This window comes from Streptomyces sp. NPDC002309, from assembly GCF_053593375.1.
The window spans coordinates 132,561-153,822 of sequence record NZ_JBSFCI010000015.1; the positions used below are offsets into that span (position 1 = coordinate 132,561).

The window sequence follows — 21,262 nt, forward strand, 5'->3', positions numbered from 1 at the left end:
TCCCGCGGCCCTCGCCGGATCGTCCCGGAGCGGGCCCCTGGAAGAACGTGTTCGGTCGATTCTTGACCCGATTGGGCCGCGAGGTGCGCTCGAACGCTCGTCGGCGGAACGCTCTCAGATCAGTGACAGTTGAGTCTGTCCGCCCACCGCCGACGGGGCGGGATCCGGCTCCATGATCCGGCGCCGCGCCCCCGCGGGCGTGGGGCCGATGCCGTACTCCCGGGCCAGCTCGTGCACCTGCCGGGTGATGTGTCGCTGATACCACTTCGGCGCGTAGGCCCCGTCCGCGTACAGCCTCTCGTAGCGGCTCACCAGATGCGGGTGCTCCCGGCCGAGCCAGGCCATGAACCACTCGCGTGCCCCTGGACGCAGATGGAGCACCAGCGGGGTCACCGAGGTGGCCCCAGAAGCCGCGATCGCCCGCACCGTGTCCCGCAGTTGGGCCGGGTGGTCGCCCAGGAACGGGATCACCGGCGCCATCAGCACCCCACAGCCGATCCCGTGCTCGCCCAGCGTGCGTACGACGTCCAGGCGCCGCTCCGGCGCGGGCGTGCCCGGCTCCACGGTGCGCCACAGCTCGGGGTCGGTGAAGCCGACGGAGACCGAGATGCCGACGTCCGTCACCCGGGCCGCCTCGGTCAGCAGGTCCAGGTCGCGCAGGATCAGCGTGCCCTTGGTGAGGATCGAGAACGGGTTCGCGTGGTCCCGCAGAGCGCTCAGGATGCCCGGCATCAACCGGTACCGGCCCTCGGCCCTCTGGTAGCAGTCGACGTTGGTGCCCATCGCGATGTGCTCGCCCTGCCAGCGGCGTGAGCCGAGCTGGCGGCGCAGCAGGTCCGGCGCGTTCACCTTGACCACGATCTGGGAGTCGAACCCCAGGCCGGTGTCGAGGTCCAGATAGCTGTGGCTCCTGCGGGCGAAGCAGTAGACGCACGCGTGGGTGCATCCGCGATACGGGTTCACCGTCCATTCGAAGGGCATGCGGGAGGCACCCGGCACCCGGTTGAGGATCGAGCGGGCCCGCACCTCGTGGAAGGTGATGCCGGCGAACTCGGGGGTGTCGAAGGTACGGGTGGTCACCGCGTCCGCGCCGAACAGCGCGGCGTCGGCGCGGCTGTCGCCGGATTCCAGGGTGAGGTTCTCCCAGCGCATGACGCCTCCTCGGTAGCACTGGGGCCACAATAGAACACTTGTTCCCATGATCGTGCGAAGGTCCTGTGGACGTCACCTCCGATCGCGTCGCGAAACCCGATCGATCACATCCGTGCCCCCGATTTGGGTGGCCGGGGACCGGGGTGGTTGGCTTGCCCCGATTCCCGAGAACTCAGGTGCTGGAGGAACTCCATGGCGCAGGTCGAGGCCACCACGGAACGCGTCGTCGCGGCGGACCCGGAGACGGTGTTCGACACCCTCGCCGACTACAGCGGCGTGCGGGCGAAGCTGCTTCCCGAGCACTTCAGCGAGTACGAGGTGCGCGAGGGCGGCGACGGTGAGGGCACCCTCGTCCACTGGAAGCTCCAGGCCACCAGCAAGCGCGTCCGCGACTGCCTCCTGGAGGTCACCGAGCCGACCGACGGAGAGCTGGTCGAGAAGGACCGCAACTCCTCCATGGTCACCACCTGGCGGGTCACCCCGGCCGGGGAGGGCAAGTCCCGTGTCGTCGTCGTCACCGTCTGGCAGGGCGCGGGCGGCATCGGCGGCTTCTTCGAGAGGACGTTCGCGCCCAAGGGGCTCGCCCGGATCTACGACGCGATCCTCGACAAGCTCGCGGTCGAGGTGGAGAAGTAGCCCAAGAGGCAGGTCCGCAAGGGCCGTTGGTCCCTCACCGGTTCGAGTGGATCCCTGGTTCCGTCGGTATGGATCCGTAACTCGTCACGCTTGTCGGTAGTTGTCGCTTTTAATCGGTAATGGTGCGGCAGCGTGACGAGGGGAGCGGTACGTGGGCGGGACCACTCTGGCGCAGGACGAACCGGTCGCGGCGGTGGCGCCGCCGAGGCAGGTGCCACCGCCCGCCCCGGGCGCCGGACTCGGTCCGCGCCGGGTGCGGTTGGTGTTCCTCGCGCTGATGCTCGCCCTGCTCCTGGCCGCGCTGGAGCAGATGATCGTCGCCACCGCGCTGCCGAAGATCGTCGGAGAGCTGCACGGCCTCGACAGGATGTCGTGGGCGATCACCGCCTATCTGCTCACGGCCACCGTCGGACTGCCGATCTACGGCAAGCTCGGTGATCTGCTCGGCCGCAAGGGCGTCTTCCAGTTCGCCATCGTCGTCTTCGTCGTCGGCTCCGCCCTCGCGGGCCGCGCGCAGACCATGGACCAGCTGATCGCCTTCCGCGCGGTGCAGGGCGTCGGTGCGGGCGGACTCATGATCGGCGTCCAGGCGATCATGGCGGACATCGTGCCGGCCCGGCAGCGCGGCAAGTTCATGGGGCTGATCGGCGCCGCCTTCGGTGTCGCCTCGGTCGCCGGGCCGCTGCTCGGCGGCTACTTCACCGACCACCTCTCGTGGCGCTGGTGCTTCTACATCAACGTGCCCTTCGGCCTGGTCACCATGGCCGTCGTCGCCGTCGTCCTCAGGCTGCCCAAGCCCGAGGCCAAGGCCCGCCTCGACGTCCTCGGCGCCCTGCTGCTCACCGCGGCCTCCACCTGCCTGGTCCTGCTGACCAGTTGGGGCGGCACCGAGTACGCCTGGGACTCCCGTGTCGTGCTCGGCCTCGCCGTCGGCGCCGTGGCCGCCACCGCGCTGTTCGTCGTCGTCGAGCACTTCGCGGCCGAACCCCTCATCCCGCTGCGGCTGTTCCGCGACCCGGTCTTCAACATCACCGGTCTGGTCGGCCTGGTGCTGGGCGTCGCGCTGTTCGGCGCCGCCAGCTATCTGCCCACGTTCCTGCAGATGGTCGACGGGGCGAGCGCCACCGAGTCCGGGCTGCTCATGCTGCCGATGATGGGCGGCATCGTCGCCGCCTCGATCATCTCCGGACAGCTCATCAGCGCCACCGGCCGCTACCGGATCCACCCGATCCTCGGCAGCGCCCTCTCCGTCGTCGGCATGTGGCTGCTCTCCGGACTCGAAGCCGACACGCCCCGGCTGCACTACAGCATCTGGATGGGCGTCCTGGGCGCCGGGATGGGCATGGTGATGCCGGTACTGATCCTCGCCGTGCAGAACTCCGTGCGCCCCGCCGACCTGGGCACGGCCACCAGCGCCAACAACTTCCTGCGCCAGATCGGCGGCAGCGTCGGAGCCGCCGTCTTCGGAACCCTCTTCGCCGACCGTCTCACCGACTCCCTCGCCGAGCGTCTGCCGCGTACGGGTGCCGTGCTGCCCGACGCCGAGTCCATCACCCCGCAGGCCGTCCACGCACTGTCCCCGGCGCTGCGCGACGGCTACGTCCAGGCATACGCCGACGCCATGCCGAGGATCTTCCTGTACCTCGTGCCCGTGCTCGTCGTCGGCCTGCTGCTCTCGTTCTTCCTCAAGGAGAAACCGCTGGTGACCCACCGAACCTCCGAGACGGACAGCGCGCCGGTGAACACCACCGTCCCGCAGGCCCGTTCGCCCCACGCGGCCGGAATCGCCGTCTGCGGAACCGTGCAGCACCCCGACGGGACCGTCGTCCCGCGCGCGGCGCTCACCCTCATCGACGTCGCCGGACAGCAGATCGGGCGCGGCGCGAGCGGCGCGGACGGACGGTACGCGCTGGCCACGCCGGGCTCCGGGGCGTACGTCCTGATCGCGGCGGCGGGCGGGCACCAGCCGCAGGCCGTCTCCGTGACCGTCGGCGAGCGCCCCGTCGAGCTGGACGTCGTGCTCGGCGGCGCCGGGCGCCTGGCCGGGAGCGTGCTCACCGCCGACGGCACGCCCGTACGGGACGCCATGGTCACCCTCACCAACGTGCACGGCGAGGTCGTCTCCAGCACCCGCAGCGGCCGCGAGGGCGCCTACGTCATCACCGAACTGGTCGCCGGTGAGTACACCCTCGCCGCGAGCGCGCCCGCGTTCCGCCCCGCCGCGCTCCCCGTCACCGTCCAGGCCGCCCGGGAGACCCGGCAGGACGTCGAACTCGCGGGCGGCGCCGTGCTGCGCGGCACGGTACGGGCGAGCGGGGGACGGCCCGTGGAGGACGCCCGCGTGACCCTGCTGGACGCCGCGGGCAACGTCGTCGACACCCTCACCACCGGGCCCGACGGCATCTTCCGGTTCGTCGACCTGTCGTCCGGCGAGTACACGGTCATCGCCGCCGGATATCCGCCGGTGGCGACCGTGCTCCAGATGGCGGGCGGCGGGCGCACGGAACGGGATCTGCAGCTGGGCCACGAGGACTGAGCGGCCCGCGGCGGCGCACGAGCGCGCGCCCGCGTGACCGGTGGCGCCAATTCCCCTATTGGCGCACATCGCGTGCGGGCGGCGCCGTACGGTGGTGAGCCGGGGCACAGATCTTGCGCAGCCGTGGAGAGAGGGCCTGGGCCATGGAGCAGGGCACCGACCGGGGAGCACCCTCCGGCCACCCGGCCGGGGGCGCCGCGCCGGTGGGACGGGTCCCGCTGGCGGTGGTCGTGGTGGACCGCGAGGGCCTCGTCTCCCACTGGAGCACCGGCGCGCGCCGGCTGTTCGGCACCGCCAAGGAATCGGCGATCGGCCGCCCGGCCGGCGACCTGCTGCCCGTCACGGGCGCGCTGTCGGCGGACGACGAGGACTCGCCGTACGGGCCCTACGGCGCGTACGACGGACTCGGTCCGGACCTCGGGGCCTCGCTCGACGGCGGGCTGTCCTACCCGGCCGCGGGCAGTGCCCGCCTCACCGTGCCGGACGGCGGCCGTATCGACGTGCTGTGGTGGGCGTACCCGCTCGTCGGGCCCGGCGCGGAGCGGCTGCTCGTGCTCGCCGCCGACGCCGAGGCGCTGCGCGGGCAGGCGGCGGGCGCGGAAGCCGCGGTCGAGCGGATCACGCCCGCCTTCGCCCTGCACACCGACTTCCCCGGTGCCGCCGAACTGGCCCGCGGGCTCCCCGGCATCCTGCCCAGCATGAGTGTCGGGGAGAGCAGCCGGATCGTCGGGCAGGTCCTGGAACTCGGCTATCCGATCCTGGAGTTCAGTCAGAACGACCGGGTGCCCGTCACGCCCGACTGGGGTGTGCCCCGGCGTGCCGAGCGCAAGGCGCGGCGCGAGCGGCTCGTCCGGGCCATGGCCGCGGGGGAGCCCGTGCCGGAGGGGCTGCGCGACGAGGCCGAGGACCTGGAGTACGCGGCCGTGCGCGAGCGTCTGGAGTTCCTCAACGAGGTCAGCGGGAGGATCGGCACCTCGCTCGACCTGTCGCGGACGATCGTCGAGGTCAGCAGGGCGGTCGTGCCGCGCTTCACCGATGTCGCGGGCACCTATCTGCGCGAGCAGGTCGTCGCCGGTGAGGGCTTCCCGGACGGTGCGCCGGACACGACGACCATGTGGCACCGGGTCGCCCTGGAGCACACCGACGAACCCGGCCGCTGGGACGACGTCGTGCCCGTCGGCGAGGCCATGCCGTTCCCGGCGCACACGCCGTTCTTCCAGTGCATGACCACCGGCGAGCCCGTCCTCGTGCCCCGGATCAGCGAGCCGATGGGCCACGCCATCGCCTCGCAGTTCGAGAAGCGCGACATCCGGCCGCTGATCACGGGCCGCAGCATGCTCGTCGTACCGCTGAAGGCCCGTACCGTCGTGCTCGGCTTCATGGTCCTGCTGCGCCATCCGGAGCGCGCCGAGTTCAACGACATGGACCGTGTCACCGGCGCCGAACTCGCCGCCCGCGCCGGGCTCGTGCTCGACAACGCGCGCATGTACACCTTCCAGGAGAGCGTCGCCGAGACCCTCCAGGACAGCATGCTGCCGCACATCCCGCCGCGCATGGCGGGCTGCGACATCGCCACCCGGTATCTGCCGGGCACGCTGCTCGGCCGGGTCGGCGGCGACTGGTTCGACGCGGTGAAACTGCCCGGCGCGCGCACCGCGCTCGTCGTCGGCGACGTGATGGGGCACGGCCTCAACTCCGCCGCGATGATGGGCCAGTTGCGTACGGCCGTGCAGACCATGGCCGCCCTCGACCTGCCGCCCGCGCAACTGCTGCGCAACCTCGACGACCTCGCCCAACGGCTCGGCGACACCTACCTCGCGACGTGCCTGTACGCCGTCTACGACCCGATCGCGGGCGAGTTGCACCTCGCCAACGCGGGCCACATCCCACCGGTCCTCGTCCACGCCGCGGACGGCCGCTCCGACCTGCTCGACCTGCCCACCGGCGCTCCCATCGGCGTCGGCGGGGTGCCGTTCGAGGCGGTGCGCGTGCGGGTGGAGCCCGGTGACCGGCTGGTGATGTGCACCGACGGGCTGGTCGAGCTGCGCGGCGAGGACATCGGTGTCAGGCTCGCCACGCTGTGCGAGTCGGCCGCCCACCCGGCGGCGTCCATGGACGACGCCTGCGACACGATCATCCGGGCTCTGGGCACCCGCGGCGGCCGCAAGGACGACGTCGCCCTCCTGATGGCCCGTCTCGGCGGCTTCGAGCCCGGTGACGTCGCCGTGTGGCGCTTCCCGCTCGATCCGGCCGAGGTGGGCCGGGCCCGCGCGGTGGTCCGCGAGCAGCTGCACGAATGGGCGCTGCCGGGACTGGCCGCGAGTGCCGAGCTGATGGTCGGCGAGCTGGTCACCAACGCCGTGCGGCACTCCCACCGCCGGCCGGTCGAACTGCGCCTGGTGCGCGGCGACTCCCTGCTGTGCGAGGTCGACGACGACGATCACGACCTGCCGACGCTGCTCAGCGCGGGGCCGCTCGACGAGGCGGGGCGCGGTCTGCGCGTCGTCAGCACCCTCGCCCGCGAGTGGGGCGCCACCCGTACGAAGGCGGGCAAGACCGTCTGGTGCGAACTCACGCTGCCGCGCCGCTGAACCGAACCCGTTCGCGTACGTGGCTCGAACGAGCCGTGAAGGTATGCGCGGGGTGTGCGCCGACTTCTTGTGACCGCGCGGCGGGCGCGATAGACCCGTACCGGCCCGCCGCGTGTCGCGGGAAAACGGCTTCGTACCTGGGGAGTTGGCCATGAGCGTGACCAGTCGGTACCGGGAGGCCTGGGAGGGGTTCTGGCGCGAGGCGCCGGGCGGGCAGGGCACCGTCCTGTGGGACGCCGAGCCCGTGCTCACCGCCGGACGGCATGTGGCCCTGTTCGAGCCGCGGCTGGTCGACCCCGGCCTGCCGATGATCGACCTGGGCTGCGGCAACGGCACGCAGACGCGCTTCCTGGCGGGCCGCTTCCCCCGGGTTCTCGGTGTCGACCTGTCCGCGGCGGCCGTCGCGCACGCGGAGGAGGCGGACCCGGCGGCGCAGGCGACCTACCGGGAGCTGGACGCCGCCGACAAGACCGAGGTGGAGGTCCTGCGCGCACAGCTCGGCGACGCCAACGTGTACATGCGCGGTGTGCTGCACCAGTGCGAGCCCGGTGACCGGCAGCCGCTCGTCGACGGGATCGCCACCCTCGTCGGTGAGCGCGGCCGGGTCTTCCTCGTGGAGCTCGCCGAGGCGGCCGGACCCGTTCTGCGCGGCCTGGCCCAGAGTCCGGACGGACCGCCCGCCAAGCTCGCGCCGGTCCTGCGGCACGGCATCGCGCCCGGCGGGGTCGCCGACGCCGCGGTCCCCGAGTTCCTGACCGCCGCGGGACTCGCGGTGCTCGCGAGCGGCGACCTGCCGCTGGTCACCACGGAGACGCGGGCCGACGGCACCAGGGTCGAGCTGCCGGCGAAGTGGCTGGTCGCGGGCCGTACCGGGTGACACCGCCGGGGCACGGTCGCGTAGTGTCCTACAGCGCAAGGGCCCGACCTGGTCGGCCGCCGATTCTCCGCGTAACGTGACGCACCATGAAGATCCTCATCAGTGCCGACATGGAGGGCGCCACCGGCGTCACCTGGCCGGCGGACGTGCTGCCCGGGACACCCCAGTGGGAGCGCTGCCGATCGATGTTCACCTCGGACGTGAACGCCGCCGCGCTGGGCTTCTACGACGGCGGCGCGGACGAGGTCCTCGTCAACGAGGCTCACTGGACCATGCGCAACCTGCTGCTGGAGCGGCTGGACGAGCGGGTGCAGATGCTCACCGGCCGGCACAAGGCGCTGTCGATGGTCGAGGGCGTGCAGCACGGCGACGTGGACGGGATCGCCTTCGTCGGCTACCACGCGGGCGCCGGCGCCGAGGGAGTCCTCGCCCACACCTACCTCGCGAACTCCATCACCGGCGTGTGGCTGGACGGCGTGCGCGCCAGTGAGGGGCTGCTGAACGCGCGTGTCGTCGCCGAGTACGGGGTGCCGGTGGTGCTGGTGACCGGGGACGACGTGGCGTGCGAGGACGCGCTCGGGTACGCGCCCGAGGCGCTGAAGGTCGCCGTGAAGGACCATGTGTCGCGGTACGCGGCCGTGTGCCGCACACCGGCCAGGACGGCGGCGGACATCCGGGCCGCGGCCAAGGAGGCGGCCTCGCTGGCCGTCCGCCGCGAGCCGGCCGTGTCCGGCCCGCATACCGTCGCGGTCGAGTTCGACGCCGAGCACCTGGCCATGGCGGCGACCGTGGTGCCGGGCGTGGAGCGGACCGGGGAGCGGAAGGTGGCGTACACCTGCGCGACCATGTACGAGGCGATCCGCACCTTCAAGGCGGTCACCACTGTCGTCTCGGCCGCCGTGGAGGAGCAGTATGGCTGATCAGCAGGCGCTGGACGAGGTCGTGGAGTTCACCTCCGGCCTCATCCGCATCGACACCACCAACCGGGGCGGCGGTGACTGCCAGGAGCGCCCCGCCGCCGAGTACGCGGCCGAGCGGCTCGCCGAGGCCGGTCTCGAACCCACCCTCCTGGAGCGCACCCGGGGGCGCACCAACGTGGTCGCCCGGATCGCGGGCACCGACCCGACGGCCGACGCGCTGCTGGTGCACGGACACCTGGACGTGGTGCCGGCCGAGGCCGCCGACTGGAGCGTGGACCCGTTCTCCGGCGAGGTCCGCGACGGGGTCGTCTGGGGCCGGGGCGCGGTCGACATGAAGAACATGGACGCGATGATCCTCGCGGTCGTGCGGTCCTGGGCCCGGCAGGGCGTCCGGCCCCGGCGGGACCTCGTCATCGCCTTCACCGCGGACGAGGAGGCCAGCGCCGAGGACGGCTCCGGCTTCCTCGCCGACCGGCACCCCGAGCTGTTCGAGGGGTGCACGGAGGGCATCAGCGAGTCCGGGGCGTTCACCTTCCACGACGGGGCGGGCCGCGAGATCTACCCGATCGCGGCCGGAGAGCGCGGCACGGGCTGGCTGAAGCTCACCGCGCGCGGACGGGCCGGGCACGGCTCCAAGGTCAACCGCGAGAACGCGGTGACCCGGCTGGCCGCCGCAGTCGCGCGGATCGGCGCGCACGAGTGGCCGCTCAGGCTCACCCCGACCGTGAGCGCGGCGCTGAGCGAACTCGCCGCGCTGTACGGCCTCGGCACCGACCTCGACGACGTCGACCGGCTGCTGGAGAAGCTCGGCCCGGCCGCCAAGCTCGTCGAGGCGACCGTCCGCAACAGCGCCAACCCGACCATGATGGACGCGGGCTACAAGATCAACGTCATCCCGGGCGAGGCCGTGGCCCATGTCGACGGGCGGTTCCTGCCGGGCGGCGAGCAGGAGTTCAGGGACACCCTCGACCTGCTCACCGGGCCGGACGTGGACTGGGAGTTCGAGCACCGCGAGGTGGCCCTCCAGGCGCCGCTGGACTCGCCGACCTACGCGAGGATGCGGGCCGCCGTCGAGGAGTTCGCCCCCGAGGGGCATGTCGTGCCGTACTGCATGTCGGGCGGCACCGACGCCAAGCAGTTCTCCCGGCTCGGCATCACCGGTTACGGCTTCGCTCCGCTGAAGCTTCCCGAGGGCTTCGACTACCAGGCCCTTTTCCACGGCGTCGACGAGCGCGTGCCGGTCGAGGCGCTGCACTTCGGCGTCCGCGTCCTCGACCGGTTCCTGCGGGACGCCTGACCTCATGGGGGAGAACGTGCAGACCCTGCCGTACGGTTCCTGGCCGTCGCCCGTCGACGCGGCCCTCGCCGCCGCGCACGACGGCCACCCGGAGTTCGTGGGGTTCGTCGGCGACGAGGCGTGGTGGACCGAGCCCCGGCCCGCCGAGGGCGGCCGGCGCACCCTGGTGCGGCGGCACGCCGACGGCACCGAGGAGTCCGTGCTGCCCGCGCCGTGGAACGTGCGCAGCCGGGTCATCGAGTACGGCGGGCAGCCGTGGGCCGGTGCCCTGGTCGACGGCCGCCCGGTCGTGGTGTTCGTGCACTTCGCCGACCAGCGGCTGTACCGGTACGAGGAGGGCGTCGAGCCCCGTCCGCTGACCCCCGTGTCGCCGGTGGGCGGCGGGCTGCGCTGGGCGGACCCGCAGCTGCTGGTGGAGCGCGGCGAGGTGTGGTGCGTGCTGGAGGAGTTCACCGGCGACGGCCCCACCGACGTGCGGCGCGTCCTGGCCGCCGTGCCGCTGGACGGCTCCGCCGCCGAGGACCGGGACGCCGTCCGGGAGCTCTCCGACGACCGGCACCGCTTCGTCACCGGGCCACGCCTCTCGCCCGACGGGCGGCTCGCGGCGTGGCTGGCCTGGGACCATCCTCGGATGCCGTGGGACGGCACCGAGCTGGTGCTGGCCGAGGTGACCGAGGACGGCACGCTCACCGGGCCCCGCACCGTCGCCGGCGGCCCGCAGGAGTCGATCGCGCAGGCGGAGTTCGACGCCGACGGCGCCCTGCTCTACGTCAGCGACCGCACCGGCTGGTGGAACCTCTACCGGGACGGCGAGCCGCTGTGCCCGCGCGAGGAGGAGTTCGGCGGGGCCCTGTGGAAGCTCGGCCACCGCTGGTTCGCGCCGCTGGACGGCGGGCTGATCGCCGTGGTGCACGGCCGCGGCGCCACCGCCCTCGGGATACTCGACCCGGAGACCGGCGAGGTCGTCGACGCGGCCGGACCCTGGACCGAGTTCGCGCCCTCCCTCGCGGTCAACGGCCCGCGGGTCGTCGCCGTCGGCGCCAGCCCGCGCAGCGCCTACGAGGTGGTCGAACTGGACGCCCGCACCGGCCGGGCCCGGGTGATCGGCGCCGAGCACGACGACGTGGTGGACCCGGTCTTCTACCCGGAACCGCAGATCCGCGCCTTCACCGGCCCCGACGGGCGCGAGATCCACGCGCACGTCTACCCGCCGCACCACCCCGGCTGCACCGCGCCCGGCGCCGAGCTGCCGCCGTACGTCGTCTGGGCGCACGGCGGGCCCACCAGCCGCTCCCCGCTCGTCCTCGACCTCCAGATCGCCTACTTCACCTCGCGCGGCATCGGGGTCGCGGAGGTCAACTACGGCGGTTCGACCGGTTACGGGCGCGAGTACCGGGAGCGGCTGCGCGAGCAGTGGGGCGTCGTCGACGTCGAGGACTGCGCGGCCGTCGCGCTCTCCCTCGCCGAGGAGGGCACCGCCGACCCCGGGCGGCTCGCCGTGCGCGGCGGCAGCGCGGGCGGCTGGACCACGGCCGCGTCGCTCACCATGACCGACGTCTACGCCTGCGGCACGATCATCTACCCCATCCTCGACCTGGCCGGCTGGGCGACGGGCGAGACCCACGACTTCGAGTCGCAGTACCTGGAGGGACTGGTCGGACCCCTCGCCGAGGTGCCCGGGCGGTACGCGGAGCGCTCGCCCGCCGGGCACGCCGACCGGATCACGGCGCCCTTCCTGCTGCTCCAGGGCCTGGACGACGTCATCTGCCCGCCCGCCCAGTGCGAGCGGTTCCTGGAGGAGATGGCGGGGCGGGGGGTGCCGCACGCGTACATCGCCTTCGAGGGCGAGGGGCACGGATTCCGGCGGGCGGACACCATGATCCGCGCACTGGAGTCCGAACTCTCCCTGTACGCCCAGGTGTTCGGGCTCAATCCGCCCGGGGTGGCGACGCTGGAGCTGACCGGGTGAGGGAACTGCTGCGCCCGCCCCGGCTGGCGCCCGGGGCCCGGGTGGCCGTCGTCGCGACGAGCGGGCCGGTGCCCGAGGAACGGTTGCAGAACGGGCTCGCCGTGCTGCGCGGCTGGGACCTCGACCCGGTGGTGGCCCCCCATACGCTCGACCGGCACCCCGAGTTCGGCTATCTGGCGGGCACGGACGCCGACCGGGCCGCCGACTTCCAGGCCGCCTGGTGCGACCCGTCCGTGGCGGCCGTGCTGTGCGCCCGCGGCGGGTACGGGGCGCAGCGGATGGTGGACCTGCTCGACTGGGAGGCGCTGCGCGCGGCCGGGCCGAAGGTGCTCGTCGGCTTCAGCGACGTCACCGCGCTGCACGAGGCGTTCGCCACCCGGCTCGGCCTCGTCACCCTGCACGGGCCGATGGCCGCCGGCCTCGACTTCATCAAGAACGCGCGGGCGCAGGACCATCTGAGGGCCACGCTGTTCGCGCCGGAGACGGTGCGCACGATCACCTCCGGCGGCGGGGCCCTGGTGCCCGGCCGGGCCCGGGGTGTGACCTTCGGCGGCTGCACGAGCCTGCTCGCCGCCGAACTGGGCACACCGGGGGCCCGCACCGACGCCCGGGGCGGGCTGCTGATGCTCGAGGACGTGGGCGAGGAGCCGTACCGGCTCGACCGGATCCTGACCCAGCTGCTGCGCGCCGGCCGGTTCGACGGGGTCACGGGCATCGCCCTCGGCTCCTGGGTCGACTGCGGGCCGTACGAGAAGCTGCGCCCGGTGCTCGCGGACCGGCTGGGCGGGCTCGGGATCCCGGTCGCCGAGGAGTTCGGATTCGGGCACTGCGAAGGGGCGTTGACGATTCCGTTCGGTGTGAGGGCGGAGCTGGACACCTACGCGGGGACGCTGACGCTGGACGAGCCCGCCCTGCGCTGAGGCTCCGCCGGTCCCCGCGGAAGTCGTCACGGTCGTCCGCACCGAAGGACCGACGCCGGCGCGGTCCCGCGTGCGCGTGCCGCCGGTCTGGTGTGCGTCTGGTGCCGGGCCGGGTGCGCGTGCCGCTGGTTCCGTGTGCGTCTGCTGCGGGTCCCGGGACCGGGTGCGCGTGCTGTCGGGCTCGTGTGCGTCTGCTGCCGGGGCCGGGTGCGCCTGTCTCGTGTTCGTCTGCCGGCGGGGCCGGGATCGGGTGTGCGTGCCGTCGGGCTTGCATCCGTCTGCTGCCGGGGCCGGGAGCGCCGGTCCCGTGTTCGTCCGCCGGGGGGGCCGGGTGCGCGCGTTCGGCGGCGTTGGTGGCGTGGGATTGCCCGCGGTCCGGGAGCGTCGGCCGGGGCTGCGCCGGCCGGGCGCCGGTCGTAGGGTGGCGGGATGCCGCACATCGCGTCCCGCCATCTCGCCGAGGGCCCCCGCGTGGGCATACGCCACTTCACCTACGAGGACGGCGCCGAGTTCACGGCGCGGGTCCGGGAGAGCAAGGACCTCCACCACCCGTGGCTCTTCCCGCCGGACACGGCCTCGGCCTACGCCCGCTATGCCGGCCGGCTGATAGAGGACCCGGGGAGCGCGGGGTTCCTGGTCTGCGAGACGGCCACGGGGGCCCTCGCCGGGTACATCAACATCAACAACATCGTCGGCGGTGCCTTCCAGAGCGGTGCCCTCGGCTACGGCGCCTTCGCGCACGCCGCGGGGCGCGGCCTGATGCGGGAAGGGCTGGACCTGGTGATCGGCCACGCCTTCGGGCCGATGCGGCTGCACCGGCTGGAGATCAACGTGCAACCCGGCAACACCGCGTCCATTGCCCTCGCCCGCGCCTGCGGTTTCCGCCTGGAGGGCTTCTCGCCCCTGATGCTCCACATCGACGGCGCCTGGCGGGACCATGAGCGCTGGGCGCTCACCGCCGAGATGCGGACCGGTGGTTGACCCTCAGGATGCCGACCGCGGTGGCATCCTCACGGTGCCGAGTGCCGAGTGCCGAGTGCCGAGTGCCGTGACCGTCGAGCGCGGCCCCCGGAAGCCGTGGCCCGGCCCGTGCGCCTTCGCGTGATCCCGGCCCGCCGTCACCCTGGCCAGTTCGGCGGCGGGCGGGTTCCATGGAGATCGTGACGACGATCCGACGCGACGTAGTGACACTGCCCGCCGCCGAGTTGGGACCGGACAACCCCCTGCCCCCGCTACGGCCCCTCGACGAGACGCACCGCATCGACGACCGGGACCGCGAGGAACTGCCGCGTGACATGGCACGGCAGATCGACTACGAGCCCCTGCGCAGCCTGCTCCCGGTGGGCGTCCGGGACGGATACGAACGGGCCCGCGCACCCCGCGACTTCGACGCCGTGGTGATCGAGAACGACCGGCTGCGCGCCACCGTGCTCCCCGCCCTCGGAGGTCGGCTGGTCTCCCTGGTCCACCTGCCGTCCGGCCGTGAACTCCTCTACCGCAACCCGGTGTTCCAGCCCGCCAACTTCGCCCTCAACGGCGCCTGGTTCTCCGGCGGCGTCGAATGGAACATCGGCGCGACCGGACACACCACCCTGTCCTGCTCACCCCTGCACGCCGCCCGCGTCCCCGCTCCCGACGGCACGGAGATGCTGCGTCTGTGGGAGTGGGAGCGGCTGCGCGACCTGCCCTTCCAGGTCGACCTCTGGCTGCCCGACGGCTCGGACTTCCTCTACGTGGGCGTCCGCATCCGCAATCCGCACGAGCGGCCGGTGCCGGCCTACTGGTGGTCCAACATCGCCGTCCCCGAGGACTGCCGGGTGCTCGCGCCGGCCGAGGAGGCGTGGAACTTCAGCTACGAGCGCCGCCTGCGCCGTGTGCCGGTCCCCGCGCACGACGGGACCGACCGGACCTACCCCCTCAACAGCCCTTACCCCGCCGACTACTTCTACGAGCTGCCCGAGGGGCGGCGCCCCTGGATCGCCGCGCTCGGCGCGGACGGGCAGGGGCTTGTACAGACGTCCACCGACGTGCTGCGCGGGCGCAAGCTGTTCGTGTGGGGCTCGGGCGGCGGCGGGCGGCGCTGGCAGCAGTGGCTCACCGAGCCCGGCACCGGCGGCTACTGCGAGATCCAGGCCGGACTCGCCCGGACCCAGCTGGAGCACGTACGCCTGGAGCCGGAGAGCGAGGTGTCCTGGCTGGAGGCGTACGGGCCGCTGACCGCCTCCCCGGAGGGCGAGGACTGGACCGCGGTGGTCCGCGACGCCGAGGCCCGGCTGGAGACGGTGCTGCCACGCGCGGACGTGGTGGCGGCCTACGAGGCGTGGAAGCCGTGCGCCGACGGCGAACCCCGGGAGCGGCTCGCGACCGGCTCGGGCTGGGGCGCGCTCGAAGTGCTGCGCGGCGGCTGGAAGCTGCCCGGCACCCCCTTCGAGGAGACCACCCTGGAGGACGCCCAGGCGCCGTGGCTCCATCTGCTGCGCGCCGGGTCGCTGCCCGAGCCGCGCCGGGTACGGCCGCCGGGCCGGACACCGGTCGGAGCGCACTGGCGGGACATGCTGGAGACGGCGCCCGCGACGCCCCTCGCCGAGTACCACCTCGGGGTCGCGCAGTGGCACGCCGGGGACCGGGCGCAAGCGGTGCGCAGCTGGGAGCGGGCGCTCCCGCTGGCCCCCTCCCTCTGGCCGCTGCTGCGCTGTCTGGCGGTCGCGGACCGGGACGACGGCCACCACGAACGTGCCGCCGACCGGTACGTGGAGGCGTTCGACGACCTGTGCCGCGAGCGGCGCGACGACGGTGAGGTGTGGACGGCGGCCATGGCGGCGCTGGGCCGGGAGGCGATCGTCGCGCTGCTCGCCGTACGGCGTCCGGGGCAGGCGCGGGCGGTGTGGGAGCGGCTGCTTCCCGCGACGCGGGCCCGGGGCCGGTTCCGGCTGCTGGAGGCCGAGTTGCTGGCCGCCGAGGGACGGATCGAGGACGCCCGCGCCGTCTTCGCGGCGGGCTTCGAGGTGGCCGACCTGCGGGAGGGCGACGAGGTACTGGGGCGGTTGTGGGAGCGGATCGGCGGCGGTCCGCTGCCGGCGCGCCACGACTTCCGGATGCGGCCGCCCGCACTCTGAGGACCGACCGGCCGCTCGGGAGCCGGCGTTAAGCGAGGGCGGTGAAGGGTACCCGGCCGCCATGGACCGCATGGATCATCTGGATCACCTGGACAAGCATCTGGTCGACGAGTTGGCGCAGGTCGCGCGGGAGACGATCCGCGACGAACTGCGCCAGCAGACCCGTAAGCAGCGCCGCAAGGCCACGCTGTACGCCGCGTCCGGCGCCCTCGCGCTGTACGCGGGCGCGGCGGTCGCCCTCGCCGTGGGGCTGGCCCTCGCCCTCGTCCTGCCCGGCTGGGCCGCCGCGCTCATCACCGCGGCGGTCTTCGGTGCTGTCGCCCATCTGCTGCGCGGCGCCGCCAGGCCGCACGCCACCGGGACGCCGCACGGGCGCGCCGAGCTGACGGCGGACCGGGACCACGCGCACGGCGCCGTCCCGCCGCACGCCGGCCCCGCCGAGTACCCGCAGATGCCGCCGGCCCCGCCCGGTGCCGCCGCGCCGACCGAGACACCGGGGCCGCCGCTGCGGCGGCCGGACGACATCGACCCCGGGGGCCCGCACCACCGCGCCTGACGCGGGATGTCCCCACCGATCGGCCGTGGCCGGACGTCGTCCCGGCCACGGCCGATCGTGTGGCTCTCGCCCCCGCACACGACCCGCTCTCCGGCCGGAACGCGGAGCCGATCGAGGGGGCCGTCCGGGTTTGGGCGTCCTGGCCAGGGGGACGCGGAACACCTCGGACGAGACGAACGCCGGAGGCATGACCGTGAGTCGACCCCGCATCGTGATCGTCGGCGCCGGCTTCGCCGGCTACCGGACGGCCCGCGACCTGTCGCGGCTGGCCCGGGGCAGGGCCGACATCACACTGCTGAACCCGACCGACTACTTCCTGTATCTGCCGCTGCTGCCACAGGTGGCCGCGGGAGTCCTGGAGCCGCGCCGCGTCACCATCTCCCTGTCGGGCTCCCTGCCACAGGTGCGGCTGGTCCTCGGCGAGGCCGACGGTATCGACCTCGACACGCGGACCGTGCACTACTCCGACCCCGAGGGCGGGAGCGGCACGCTGGAGTACGACCGGCTGGTGCTCGCCGCCGGCAGCGTGAACAAACTGCTGCCCATCCCGGGCGTCGCCGAGCACGCCCACGGCTTCCGCGGCCTGCCCGAGGCCCTCTACCTGCGCGACCACGTGACCCGCCAGGTCGAGCTCGCGGCCGCCGCCGGCGACCCCGGGAGCTGCGCGGCGCGCTGCACCTTCGTGGTGGTCGGCGCCGGCTACACCGGGACGGAGGTCGCCGCGCTCGGTCAGCTCTACACCGACGCGCAGGTGCGGAAGCAGCCCCTGCGGGAGGGCATGCGGCCCCGCTGGATCCTGCTGGACATCGCCCCGCGCGTCCTGCCCGAGCTGGACGAACGGCTCTCCCGCACCGCCGACCGGGTGCTGCGGGAGCGGGGCGTCGACGTGCGGATGGGGACCTCCGTGAAGGAGGCCACGCACGCCGGGGTGCTGCTGACCGACGGGGAGTTCGTCGAGACCCGCACGATCGTGTGGTGCGTGGGCGTACGGCCCGATCCGCTCGCCGACTCCCTCGGCCTGCCCATGGAACGCGGGCGGCTGCTCGTCGACCCCTACCTCCAGGTGCCGGGCCGGCCCGAGGTGTTCGCGTGCGGGGACGCCGCCGCCGTGCCCGACCTCGACAACCCCGGCCAGTACACGCCGATGACCGCGCAGCACGCCTGGCGGCACGGCAAGGTGTGCGCCCGGAACATCGCCGCCTCCTTCGGTGACGGGGAGCCGCGGGCCTACCGCCACCGGGACCTGGGGTTCGTGGTCGACCTGGGCGGCGTCAAGGCGGCCGCCGATCCGCTGGGCGTGCCGCTGTCCGGGATCGCCGCAGGGGCCGTCGCACGCGGCTACCACCTCGCCGCGATGCCGGGCAACCGGGTACGGGTCGCGGCGGACTGGCTGCTGGACGCGGTACTGCCGCGCCAGGCCGTGCAGTTGGGGCTCGTACGGTCGTGGTCGGTGCCGCTCGACACCGCGTCCCCGGAGGTGGTCCGGGCGCCGGACGGCACGCAGCGGCAGCCCGGTGCCGGGGCGCGGAACGGTCCCGGGGCCGCCGAGCCTCCCGGCACGCCCCGTGCCGCCGGTGACGGCGGACCCGCGAGGAACCGCCCCGGTGCCGAACCGGCCACGCACCGTACCGGCGCCGAACCGGCCGGGCGCAGGAAGCCGCCGGGTGACGCACCCGCACGCAAGCACCGCGCCGGGAAGCACGGCGGTGACGCGCCGGCGCAGAAGCACCGTGGCGGCAGGCGCGGCGGTGACACGCCCGTGCGCGGCACCGACCACCGCGCGCCGGGCCCCGTCAGGCGCATCGACACGCCCGACGAAGGAGACCGATGAACACCCGCGAACTCGTCGAGCTCGCCCAGCAACTGCGCGTGGACAGCGTACGGGCCGCCGCCGCGGCAGGCTCCGGGCATCCGACGTCGTCGATGTCCGCCGCCGATCTGATGGCCGTCCTCATCGCCCACCACCTGCGCTACGACTTCGACCGTCCGAACCACCCGGGCAACGACCGCTTCGTGCTGTCCAAGGGGCACGCCTCGCCCCTGCTCTACTCCGCCTACAAGGCCGCCGACGCCCTCGACGACGGCGAGCTGCTGACCTTCCGCACGCTGGGCAGCCGCCTCGAAGGGCACCCCACGCCACGGCGGCTGCCGTGGGTCGAGACGGCCACCGGGTCACTGGGCCAGGGACTGCCGGTCGGCGTCGGGATCGCCCTGGCCGGCAAACGGCTCGACCACGAGGACTACCGCGTGTGGGTGCTGTGCGGGGACAGCGAGCTGGCCGAGGGCTCCGTGTGGGAGGCCGCCGAGCACGCCTCGTTCGAGAACCTCGACAACCTCACCGCGATCGTCGACGTCAACCGCCTCGGCCAGCGCGGCCCCACCCGGCACGGCCACGACCTCGCCGCCTACTCCCGGCGCTTCCAGGCGTTCGGCTGGCACACCGTCGAGGTCGACGGGCACGACGTGGACGCCGTCGACCGGGCGTTCCGGGAGGCGACCGCGACCGAGGGCCGGCCGACCGTCGTCCTCGCCAGGACCCTCAAGGGAAAGGGCGTCGAGGCCGTCCAGGACCGCGAAGGGCTGCACGGCAAGCCGCTGCCCGACGCCGAGGCGGCCGTCGCCGAACTCGGTGGCCTCCGCGACCTGCGCGTCCATCTGCAGGAGCCGCCCGCCGTGCCCCTGCTGCACGTGGTCCGCGAGGACCACGTCGAGCTGCCCCGCTTCGACAAGGGTGAGCAGGTGGCCACCCGCGACGCCTACGGCAAGGCGCTCGCCGCCCTCGGAAGGGGACGCGGTGACGTCGTCGCCCTCGACGGGGAGGTGAGCGACTCCACGCGGGCCGAGGCGTTCGCCGAGGAGCACCCGGAGCGGTTCTTCGAGTGCTACATCGCCGAGCAGCAGATGGTCGCCGCCGCGGTGGGCATCTCCACCCGCGGCTGGGTGCCGTACGCCTCGACGTTCGCGGCCTTCCTGACCCGCGCCTACGACTTCGTGCGCATGGCCTCGATCAGCGGGGCCGGGATCAACCTGGTCGGTTCGCACGCGGGCGTCGCGATCGGGCAGGACGGGCCCTCGCAGATGGGCCTGGAGGACCTCGCGATGTTCCGGGCCGTGCACGGCTCGACGGTCCTCTACCCGTGCGACGCCAACCAGACCGCCCGTCTCGTCGCCGCCATGGCCGACCTGGACGGCATCCGCTATCTGCGCACCTCACGCGGCAAGACCACGGTGATCTACGGTCCCGACGAGGAGTTCCCGGTGGGCGGCAGCAAGGTGCTGCGCTCCGGTGCCACCGACCGCCTGACCCTGGTCGCCGCCGGTGTCACCGTGCCCGAGGCGCTGGCCGCGGCCGACATGCTGGACGGCGAGGGCATCCAGGTGCGGGTGATCGACCTGTACTCGGTCAAGCCCGTGGACCGGCTCACCCTGAGGCAGGCCGCCGAGGACACCGGCTGCCTCGTCACCGTCGAGGACCACCGCGAGGAGGGCGGCCTCGGTGACGCCGTCGTCGACGCCTTCCTGGACGGGCGCCCGACGCCGCGGCTGGTGCGGCTCGCGGTGCGCGCCATGCCGGGTTCGGCGGCGCCCGACCAGCAGCTGCACGCCGCCCGCATCGACGCCGACTCCATCGCCACCGCCGTGCAGCTGCTGGTGGAGCAGGCGGTCGTCCGGTGAGCGGTGACGACGTCCACTCCGTGCGGGCCGGCCGGCGCACGGTCGAGGTGCACCGGCCGGACAAGGTGCTCTTCCCCGGTGGCGAGGAGGGCAAGGAGTACACCAAGCGTGATCTCGTCGACTACTACCGGGCGGTCGCGCCGTTCATGCTGCCGCATCTGCGGGGCCGTCCGCTGATGCTCCAGCGGCGGCCGGACGGACTCGACGGCCCGGAGTTCCTGCAGAAGAACACGCCCGACAGCTATCCGGAGTGGATCACCCGCGTCGAGGTGCCCAAGGAGGGCGGCACCGTCCGCCACACGGTCTGCGACGACGCCGCCACCCTGGTCCACCTCGCCGACCAGGCGTGCGTCACCCTCCATCGCTGGCTGTCCCGCACCGGCGCGTTGAACCGGCCGGACCGGCTGGTGTTCGACCTCGACCCGTCCGGCGACTCCTTCGCGCCGGTGCGCGAGGCCGCCTGGCTGCTCTGCGAGCTGCTGGACGAGCTGAGACTGCCCTCGGCGCTGATGACCACCGGCTCGCGCGGACTGCATGTCGTCGTGCCGCTGAACGGGCGCCACGACTTCGACGAGGTGAGAGAGTTCGCCCGGGACGTCGCCGACACCCTCGCCGCCGCGCACCCCGACCGGTGCACCACCGCCGCCCGCAAGAAGGACCGCGGAGACCGGCTCTACCTCGACGTGCAGCGCAACGGCTACGCGCAGACCGCCGTCGCCCCCTTCTCCGTGCGCGCCCTGCCCGGAGCCCCCGTCGCCGTGCCCGTCGGCTGGGACCAGCTCGACCACCCCGGGTTCGGGCCGCGCCGCTGGACCGTCGCCGACGCCGTCGACCAGGCCCGTACCCACCCCTGGGCCGGTGTGCTGAACCGCGGGCGTGCCCTCGGCCCGGCGCGGCGCCGGCTCGACACGCTGCGTGGCTGAGCTCCCACCGTCCGGGCGCGGGCGTCGAGGGCCTTCCTGGAGGTCGCTGGACGTCGCCGGGAAGGTGTGCCGGTCCCGAAGGTTTGGCCAAGGG

15 protein-coding genes are annotated in these 21,262 nt (G+C 73.6%); 14 read left to right on the top strand and 1 reads right to left on the bottom strand.

Going from position 1 to position 21,262, the window contains the following annotated elements; translation table 11 throughout:
• Positions 1-114: 114 nt before the first annotated feature.
• The gene (locus ACWCPM_RS15215) at positions 115-1,152 is read right to left on the bottom strand and encodes an Rv2578c family radical SAM protein (RefSeq protein WP_450976616.1); all 1,038 of its coding nucleotides are present in this window, start codon (positions 1,150-1,152) and stop codon (positions 115-117) included.
• Between the two features lie 192 nt (positions 1,153-1,344).
• On the opposite strand from ACWCPM_RS15215, the gene ACWCPM_RS15220 reads away from it, so the two are divergent.
• The 14 genes from ACWCPM_RS15220 (at position 1,345) to ligD (ending at position 21,168) form a co-directional block, all read left to right on the top strand.
• Positions 1,345-1,788, top strand: coding sequence for an SRPBCC family protein (locus ACWCPM_RS15220; protein ID WP_450976617.1), 444 nt, complete (start codon positions 1,345-1,347; stop codon positions 1,786-1,788).
• Between the two features lie 151 nt (positions 1,789-1,939).
• Positions 1,940-4,324, top strand: coding sequence for an MFS transporter (locus tag ACWCPM_RS15225; RefSeq protein WP_450976618.1), 2,385 nt, complete (start codon positions 1,940-1,942; stop codon positions 4,322-4,324).
• Positions 4,325-4,467: 143 nt separating this feature from the next.
• Entirely contained in the window at positions 4,468-6,915 is a 2,448-nt protein-coding gene (locus ACWCPM_RS15230; RefSeq protein ID WP_450976619.1) for a SpoIIE family protein phosphatase, read from the top strand.
• Positions 6,916-7,066: 151 nt separating this feature from the next.
• A complete protein-coding gene (locus ACWCPM_RS15235) occupies positions 7,067-7,792 on the top strand; it encodes a class I SAM-dependent methyltransferase (protein ID WP_450976620.1) in 726 nt (241 codons plus the stop codon).
• A gap of 86 nt (positions 7,793-7,878) precedes the next feature.
• Positions 7,879-8,712, top strand: coding sequence for a M55 family metallopeptidase (locus ACWCPM_RS15240; RefSeq protein WP_450976621.1), 834 nt, complete (start codon positions 7,879-7,881; stop codon positions 8,710-8,712).
• Positions 8,705-10,009 (top strand): M20/M25/M40 family metallo-hydrolase, encoded by a 1,305-nt coding sequence (locus ACWCPM_RS15245; protein WP_450976622.1) that lies wholly within the window; start codon positions 8,705-8,707, stop codon positions 10,007-10,009. The genes ACWCPM_RS15240 and ACWCPM_RS15245 overlap by 8 nt, the downstream gene beginning before the upstream one ends.
• 4 nt (positions 10,010-10,013) lie before the next feature.
• Complete coding sequence (locus tag ACWCPM_RS15250) at positions 10,014-11,978, top strand: S9 family peptidase (protein WP_450976623.1); 1,965 nt, start codon at positions 10,014-10,016, stop codon at positions 11,976-11,978.
• Entirely contained in the window at positions 11,975-12,898 is a 924-nt protein-coding gene (locus ACWCPM_RS15255; protein WP_450976624.1) for a S66 peptidase family protein, read from the top strand. Before ACWCPM_RS15250 ends, ACWCPM_RS15255 begins: the two co-directional genes overlap by 4 nt.
• 429 nt (positions 12,899-13,327) lie before the next feature.
• The gene (locus ACWCPM_RS15260) at positions 13,328-13,879 is read left to right on the top strand and encodes a GNAT family N-acetyltransferase (RefSeq protein WP_450976625.1); all 552 of its coding nucleotides are present in this window, start codon (positions 13,328-13,330) and stop codon (positions 13,877-13,879) included.
• A gap of 170 nt (positions 13,880-14,049) precedes the next feature.
• Positions 14,050-16,014 carry a DUF5107 domain-containing protein gene (locus ACWCPM_RS15265; RefSeq protein ID WP_450976626.1) on the top strand — a complete coding sequence of 655 codons (1,965 nt, stop codon included), beginning with the start codon at positions 14,050-14,052 and terminating at the stop codon, positions 16,012-16,014.
• 61 nt (positions 16,015-16,075) lie between these two features.
• Complete coding sequence (locus ACWCPM_RS15270; protein ID WP_450976627.1) at positions 16,076-16,570, top strand: phage holin family protein; 495 nt, start codon at positions 16,076-16,078, stop codon at positions 16,568-16,570.
• A gap of 187 nt (positions 16,571-16,757) precedes the next feature.
• On the top strand, positions 16,758-18,401 hold the full coding sequence (locus ACWCPM_RS15275) for an FAD-dependent oxidoreductase (RefSeq protein WP_450976628.1): 1,644 nt from the start codon (positions 16,758-16,760) through the stop codon (positions 18,399-18,401).
• On the top strand, positions 18,398-20,245 hold the full coding sequence (locus tag ACWCPM_RS15280; protein ID WP_450976629.1) for a transketolase: 1,848 nt from the start codon (positions 18,398-18,400) through the stop codon (positions 20,243-20,245). Before ACWCPM_RS15275 ends, ACWCPM_RS15280 begins: the two co-directional genes overlap by 4 nt.
• On the top strand, positions 20,242-21,168 hold the full coding sequence (ligD, locus tag ACWCPM_RS15285) for a non-homologous end-joining DNA ligase (protein ID WP_450976630.1): 927 nt from the start codon (positions 20,242-20,244) through the stop codon (positions 21,166-21,168). The genes ACWCPM_RS15280 and ligD overlap by 4 nt, the downstream gene beginning before the upstream one ends.
• Positions 21,169-21,262 lie beyond the last annotated feature (94 nt).

Bases quoted from the DNA above. Each gene is read 5' to 3' on its own strand.
- ACWCPM_RS15215 (WP_450976616.1), bottom strand. From the start codon at position 1,152: ATGCGCTGGGAGAACCTCACCCTGGAATCCGGCGACAGCCGCGCCGAC.
- ACWCPM_RS15220 (WP_450976617.1), top strand. From the start codon at position 1,345: ATGGCGCAGGTCGAGGCCACCACGGAACGCGTCGTCGCGGCGGACCCG.
- ACWCPM_RS15230 (WP_450976619.1), top strand. From the start codon at position 4,468: ATGGAGCAGGGCACCGACCGGGGAGCACCCTCCGGCCACCCGGCCGGG.
- ACWCPM_RS15235 (WP_450976620.1), top strand. From the start codon at position 7,067: ATGAGCGTGACCAGTCGGTACCGGGAGGCCTGGGAGGGGTTCTGGCGC.
- ACWCPM_RS15240 (WP_450976621.1), top strand. From the start codon at position 7,879: ATGAAGATCCTCATCAGTGCCGACATGGAGGGCGCCACCGGCGTCACC.
- ACWCPM_RS15245 (WP_450976622.1), top strand. From the start codon at position 8,705: ATGGCTGATCAGCAGGCGCTGGACGAGGTCGTGGAGTTCACCTCCGGC.
- ACWCPM_RS15250 (WP_450976623.1), top strand. From the start codon at position 10,014: ATGGGGGAGAACGTGCAGACCCTGCCGTACGGTTCCTGGCCGTCGCCC.
- ACWCPM_RS15260 (WP_450976625.1), top strand. From the start codon at position 13,328: ATGCCGCACATCGCGTCCCGCCATCTCGCCGAGGGCCCCCGCGTGGGC.
- ACWCPM_RS15265 (WP_450976626.1), top strand. From the start codon at position 14,050: ATGGAGATCGTGACGACGATCCGACGCGACGTAGTGACACTGCCCGCC.
- ACWCPM_RS15270 (WP_450976627.1), top strand. From the start codon at position 16,076: ATGGACCGCATGGATCATCTGGATCACCTGGACAAGCATCTGGTCGAC.
- ACWCPM_RS15275 (WP_450976628.1), top strand. From the start codon at position 16,758: ATGACCGTGAGTCGACCCCGCATCGTGATCGTCGGCGCCGGCTTCGCC.
- ACWCPM_RS15280 (WP_450976629.1), top strand. From the start codon at position 18,398: ATGAACACCCGCGAACTCGTCGAGCTCGCCCAGCAACTGCGCGTGGAC.